Annotated in this window: 3 protein-coding genes; all 3 read right to left on the bottom strand. The window is 49.5% G+C overall.

The genetic code is table 11. The features are described from left to right. Positions 1-445, bottom strand: a 445-nt coding sequence (locus L0156_12300; GenBank protein MCI0603781.1) for a hypothetical protein, incomplete at its 3' end; no start/stop codon positions are given. A 150-nt stretch (positions 446-595) separates the two neighbouring features. Next, on the bottom strand, positions 596-3,706 hold the full coding sequence (locus tag L0156_12295; GenBank protein ID MCI0603780.1) for a protein kinase: 3,111 nt from the start codon (positions 3,704-3,706) through the stop codon (positions 596-598). 86 nt (positions 3,707-3,792) lie between these two features. Beyond that, positions 3,793-5,202, bottom strand: a complete 1,410-nt coding sequence (locus L0156_12290; protein ID MCI0603779.1) for a sigma 54-interacting transcriptional regulator — start codon at positions 5,200-5,202, stop codon at positions 3,793-3,795. Between the last annotated feature and the right edge of the window lie 267 nt (positions 5,203-5,469).

Here is a 5,469-nt window from a genome sequence, read left to right as displayed (position 1 = left end):
TGCGAAGATTGGGCTCATTATCGTCATCCACGATTGTTGCGACTCCCAGTCCGTCTGCGATCGTGGCTCCACCGGGACTCGTCAAATTGACGTTGAACGTTTCGTCCGCTTCATCCAGCGTGTCGCCGCAGGTGGTAATGGTGATTTGCTTCGAAGTCTCGGTTGAATTGAAGGATACACCGCTACTGAGGTTCAGGAAATCCTCGCCGGAACTGCAACCCCCGCTTCCGCCCGTGGCCGTGCCGTTGGATGTGCTGAATTGAACGGAGGAAATAGAACCGGTGCCGGAGCGTGTAATCGTAAAAGTAACGATGTTGCTTCCACCATTTCCATCAGTTGTATTTACGTCGTTAATCGAGAGCGTGAGCCCCTGCGCAGAAACCACGTCAGAAACGATCAAGAATAACCCGCACAAAAGAAGTACCAAGAAAGATCTGCATTTCATAAAGTTTTCTCCGTTTCGTTTGTAGTAGCGACTTTAGTCGCTATGTGGCGAATGAATTCGCTGCTACGAACAAGCGTAGAGCAAGCTCTTTGCCAACAGCAAAGGTTGGGGAATCAGTCGAGCCGCTACTTCAAACGATAGCTTCCCGGACTACTGGAATTGTTTTTTCAGCAACTCAGGTTGCTGAAGAGCGGCGGCAAATTCCTGGCGAAGCAAAGGATTCAACTCGAAGCACTTTGCGGCAAGTCGTTCCGCTTCCACGGCACTGGAACGTCGCAATGCAACCTGTGCGAACGTACAGTGTGCTAATGCGTGATCCGGTTTCATCCGGATCGCCGATTGCAACTGTTGTTCAGCTGTGTTGAGTGCTTTTTCATTGGAATGTGCCTGCAAAAGCAAAAGTTTTCCTTTCGCTGCAAATGCATGGCTGAAAGTTGGATTGATGAAGATCGCTTTATCCAGATTTTTCTCAGCATTTTTGAATGCGACGTTCAGGTTAGCCGTTTTGTTTTTTGCTCGATCGATGTGGGCCTGCTCCATCCAGGCCTCCGCAAGCTCAGAATAGAATGGGGCATATTCAATATTGATCGCAGCCAGATTTTCAAGTTTTTCGATTGCATGGCGCACAGATGTGGCAGAACCCTTGCCCCGTTGCCGCTCATACTTTGCTTGATACCGGTGGGCCACTCCTGAATAAAAAATGGAAGCAATTGCGGGATTCATTTTGTGAGCGCGTTCGGCAAGCTGAATGGATTCCTGGAAATCCGGAACCGGATCCTGATCGCGCATCATTGCAAATCGACCGCGCGTCAGGAAAATGCTTGCCATATTTCGAATGGCGAAGGCATTGTCAGAATTGATTTTCAAGCACTCTTCATACGTCTCCTGCGCCTGATGAATCGTCCCGGCGGGATCGATTCCATGATCGAGTTCGTACTCGGCTTTGGTTGCCAGCGCGTTAATAAGATTTGAATGGGTTTGGATTGCGGAAGGAAAATGCGTGAGTTCAGCGTCATAACTCTCGATCGCTTTTGCTAAAGAGGGCATTGGATTCAAGCCTCGATCGATCTGATCCAGCGCCTTATACCAGTAGGAATAACCCAGGTTGTTGTAATTGCCTTCGAAAGGATTCATGCGAATCGCTTTTTGATAGCTCTGGATCGCGCGATCTGCCGTCTCCTGCAAAGGAATGCCGCGCGGCCAGGCATCTCCCATGAAGTACAAATACGCGTCCCCGAGGAACGCCTGCAAAGAGGGATTGTCCGGATCCAATTGGACCGCTTTTTTCGCAGCGACCAGTGATTTTTGAAGAGCCGGCCGCGGGTCCTGTCCAACGTATCCTTGATAATAAGCAAGATCAGCGGAAGCGTTGGAGTAGCTCGCATGCGCTATTGCATTTTCTGGATCGACTTGCAAAGCCTGATCGCACAACGAAATCGTTTGTTCCCATTGGGATTTGACGTCCCCGCCTTTGCTCGTGAAAATTGCAACCACAATCTTGCGGCCGGTTTCGCAGAGATGAACGTAGCCGTCAGGATCACTGGCTCCAATGATGCTCGCCTGGCGAAACGCTTCCTGAGCTGTCTGGTAAAGTTCGATTCCCTGATCGGTATTGTGAGGGATCCTTTTTGTGGCCATCGCGGAGTAGATATTTCCTTCCAGAATCTTTGCTTCATAGAACCAGGGAGCGCGAGTCAAGGCAGCATCGCACTGCTGCAAGGCTTCTTCATACTTCTCTTCATAAAAATCAATCAGCGCCTGCGCATATTCCGGCGCCGCGCTTGCTACTCCTTTTCCTATTCTCAAATATTGCAAGGCCGGGTCACGATATCTCTTTTGAATCTCGGATAGCTTTTGATTCTTTCGCGGCCCCTCCTCCATTCTTGCTAAAGAATTCAATTCTTTTTGATAAACCATACCGATGGTAATTCCGAGCGCGTACGCAACTTCAGCGCGCGTATAACCGCTGTTCCATGCTTCCTGCAGGTGGGTTCTCGCTTGTTCAAAGTCTTCCAGAGCAATAAATCCGCGACCTAATGCGTAATGCGCCGGAGCATATCCAATTTCCCCTTTGCGCAAAAACTTCTCCTCAATTTCTTGCATCCGAATCCGGATTTTTGCTTTGGCATTCCTGATGTCGTGGAGCGGCATCGTATGTTCCACGCGCATTTGCCATTCCATTCCTTCCACTGTCTCCGCAAGCTGTCTTGTCAATTCCAATTGCTTTCCTGAAACCCACCAGGAATAGAGACCGATTCCACCAAGAATGAACGCCACCATTGCGGATACCGTCACGATCACTGCAACGTTTCTATGCTTTTTTGCTTTCTTGATGAAACGGTCAATGGTCGTAGCAGGACGCGCCAGGATTGGTTCTCCCTCCAGATAGCGTTGAAGATCTTCTCCCAGCTCCCGCGCGGAGTCATATCGTTTATCCGGATTTTTCTCGAGGCATTTCATCACAATCGTTTCCAGATCCTTCGGAAGGTGTCCGACGATTTTGCGAAGCGGCGGCGGATCATCCTGCGATAGCTTCAAAAGGACTTCATAGCTGTTTCCCGGAAAGGGTGGTTGTTGCGTCAGGAGATCATAAAAAGTGGCTCCCAGGCTGTAGATATCGCTACGACGGTCCACTTGATCCGGATTGCCCCACGCCTGCTCCGGTGACATGTATTCCGGCGTCCCCATGACAACGCCGGTCTTTGTTGCGCCTGGAACTCTGGTGTCCCGCGCAAGTCCAAAATCAACGATGTAGGAACACCATCCTTGATCCGTCTGCTCAACCAGAATGTTCGCGGGTTTAATGTCCCGGTGGATGATTCCCAGTCTGTGCGCGGCCTGTAAAGCCGCAGTAAGCTGCAAAGCTAAGGCTGCTTTCTGCTCAACCGTCAACTGATCGCGCAATTTATCCAATCGCTCACCGGCAATCAGCTGCATTGCAATGTAGTTCCTCCCTTCAAAGGACCCGACTTCATAGATCTTGCAAACATGCGGATGATCGATTTGTGCTTGCGCGCGTGACTCCCGCAGAAATCGTTTCTGGGAAGCGGCGTCTGTGCTATGCAGAAATTTGATGGCAACATGGCGGTTCAGCGCGGGATCAAACGCTTTAAAGACCGTGCCCATTCCGCCTTCGCCGAGACACTCAAGAATGCTGTATCGTTCCCAGCGATGAAACGGTATCTGATCCGGACTGGAGCCCTCCTGCGAGCCCTCCCCCCGAATTACCGTCGTGGCTTCCGAAGAAATCTTCTTATCCATCCGGTTAACAAAGTGGTGCGGGCGACCCGCCCGCTATGCACGATTGTGCAGCATCCTAGCCCGGCGGACGAGTTGTCCGCACCACATTACAAACCATCTTCTTTCGATATACCCAATCGTTTCATCATTTTACGCAAACCGAACGTGGTTACCTTCAATTGTTTTGCCGCTCTGGGAACATTTCCTCCATGAATTCTCAGCGCCCGAACAACAAAACTCCGTGTAAATTCGTCGACAGTATTTCGCAGGTCAAGGTCTCCCTGGCGAAGACGGCTTTCGGCAAAATCGCTGATTTCTCCCGCTGCGTTGCCGCCCAACAATTTTTCAGGAACAAGATGGATGTCCAGAATTTCACCGGAATGCGCAAACGCGACAATCGCTTTTAAAATGTTCATTAGTTCTCTGACGTTCCCCGGATAAGAATAATTCAATAACAGCGCAAACAGTCTTTTACTGATCGAAGTAATCCGCTTGTTCTCCTTTTCCGCTATTTGTTTCAGCGCAGCCGGAATCAAAACTTCGAGATCTTCTTTTCTTTCGCGAAGAGGCGGAATGTAGAATTCGACTGAGGAAAGGCGATAATACAAATCCTGCCGTAACCTTCCAGCGCGGATGAGTTCCTTTGGATCTTCATTGGTTGCCGAAATCAGACGAAAATCAACCGGAGTGCTTCTGGTCTCGCCCACCAGTTCAATTCTTTTTTCTTCGATCGCCCGCAGAATTTTTGCCTGTAGTCCAACTGGAAAAGCGCTCAATTCATCCAAAAACAGTGTCCCGCCATCCGCAGCGGCGATCTTGCCTTTTCGTTGACTCACGTTTGTCGCAACCTTATCACCAATGCCGAACATCTCCGCTTCAACCAGCTCAGATGGAATCGCAGCACAATTAACAGGAACAAAGGCGCCGCTTCGCCCGCTGGATAAGTGCACCATTCGGGCCAGATAGTCCTTTCCACTTCCGGTCTCCCCAACAAACAAGATATTCATATCGGTTCGCGCAACGGATTGAAGTTTGAAATAGATTTCCATCATTACAGAGGATTTTCCAAGAATCATTTCATCCGGAAAAACAAGATTTGGAAATGAATAGGGAATCTCTTCAGCGCGAAATGGAACCTCTCCGTATTTATCCGTCTTTCGTGCTTGTGTGACTCCTGTGGCCGGTAAATCAATCTGTTGTACTTCCTGTGAAGTTGTTTCCACGCGTATCTTAATGGCTCCGATTTGAATTACATCTCCGGCTTTCAACGGGGCCCTCTCAACATTCTTTCCATTCAAAGAAGTTCCATTCGTGCTGCCAAGATCCTGAACAAACCATCCCTGATCGTTATGGATCACAGAAAAGTGCCGGCGCGAAATGCCTTTGTAAGGCAAGTAGATTTCATTTTCTGGAAGAGACCCTGCAGTGACTTCCTTAAGTCCATTGGTGAGGGGAAAGGTAATTGTTCTTTCGTTACAAACAGCAACGAGGCGGATCACATTCTCTTTGTACCACAAATCTCAGTCAAAGTAGCGCGGGCGTCCCGACTGCGAGCAGCGCAGACGAGACGTCCGCGCTACTACGATTCTGCAGAATTCTTCAGCAACCGGGGTTGTTCTCAAGCAATTTGTGTTGCTCTGTAAACGGGAGCTTCCCGACGGACGACATGTTTAAAAAGCGGGCAAGAGTTTTGCTGAGTGCTTTGGCGAAAAGCTTTTAGAAGGAGAAGAGCCGATGAAGATACAAGTTGCTTTAGGGGTTCTTATGCTGGTCCTCTGCAATGG

Source organism: bacterium (genome assembly GCA_022616075.1).
Taxonomy (GTDB): Bacteria; Acidobacteriota; HRBIN11; order JAKEFK01; family JAKEFK01; genus JAKEFK01.
The sequence above is the reverse complement of the archived record's forward strand: the minus strand, read 5'-3'. Positions and strand labels throughout refer to the sequence as shown.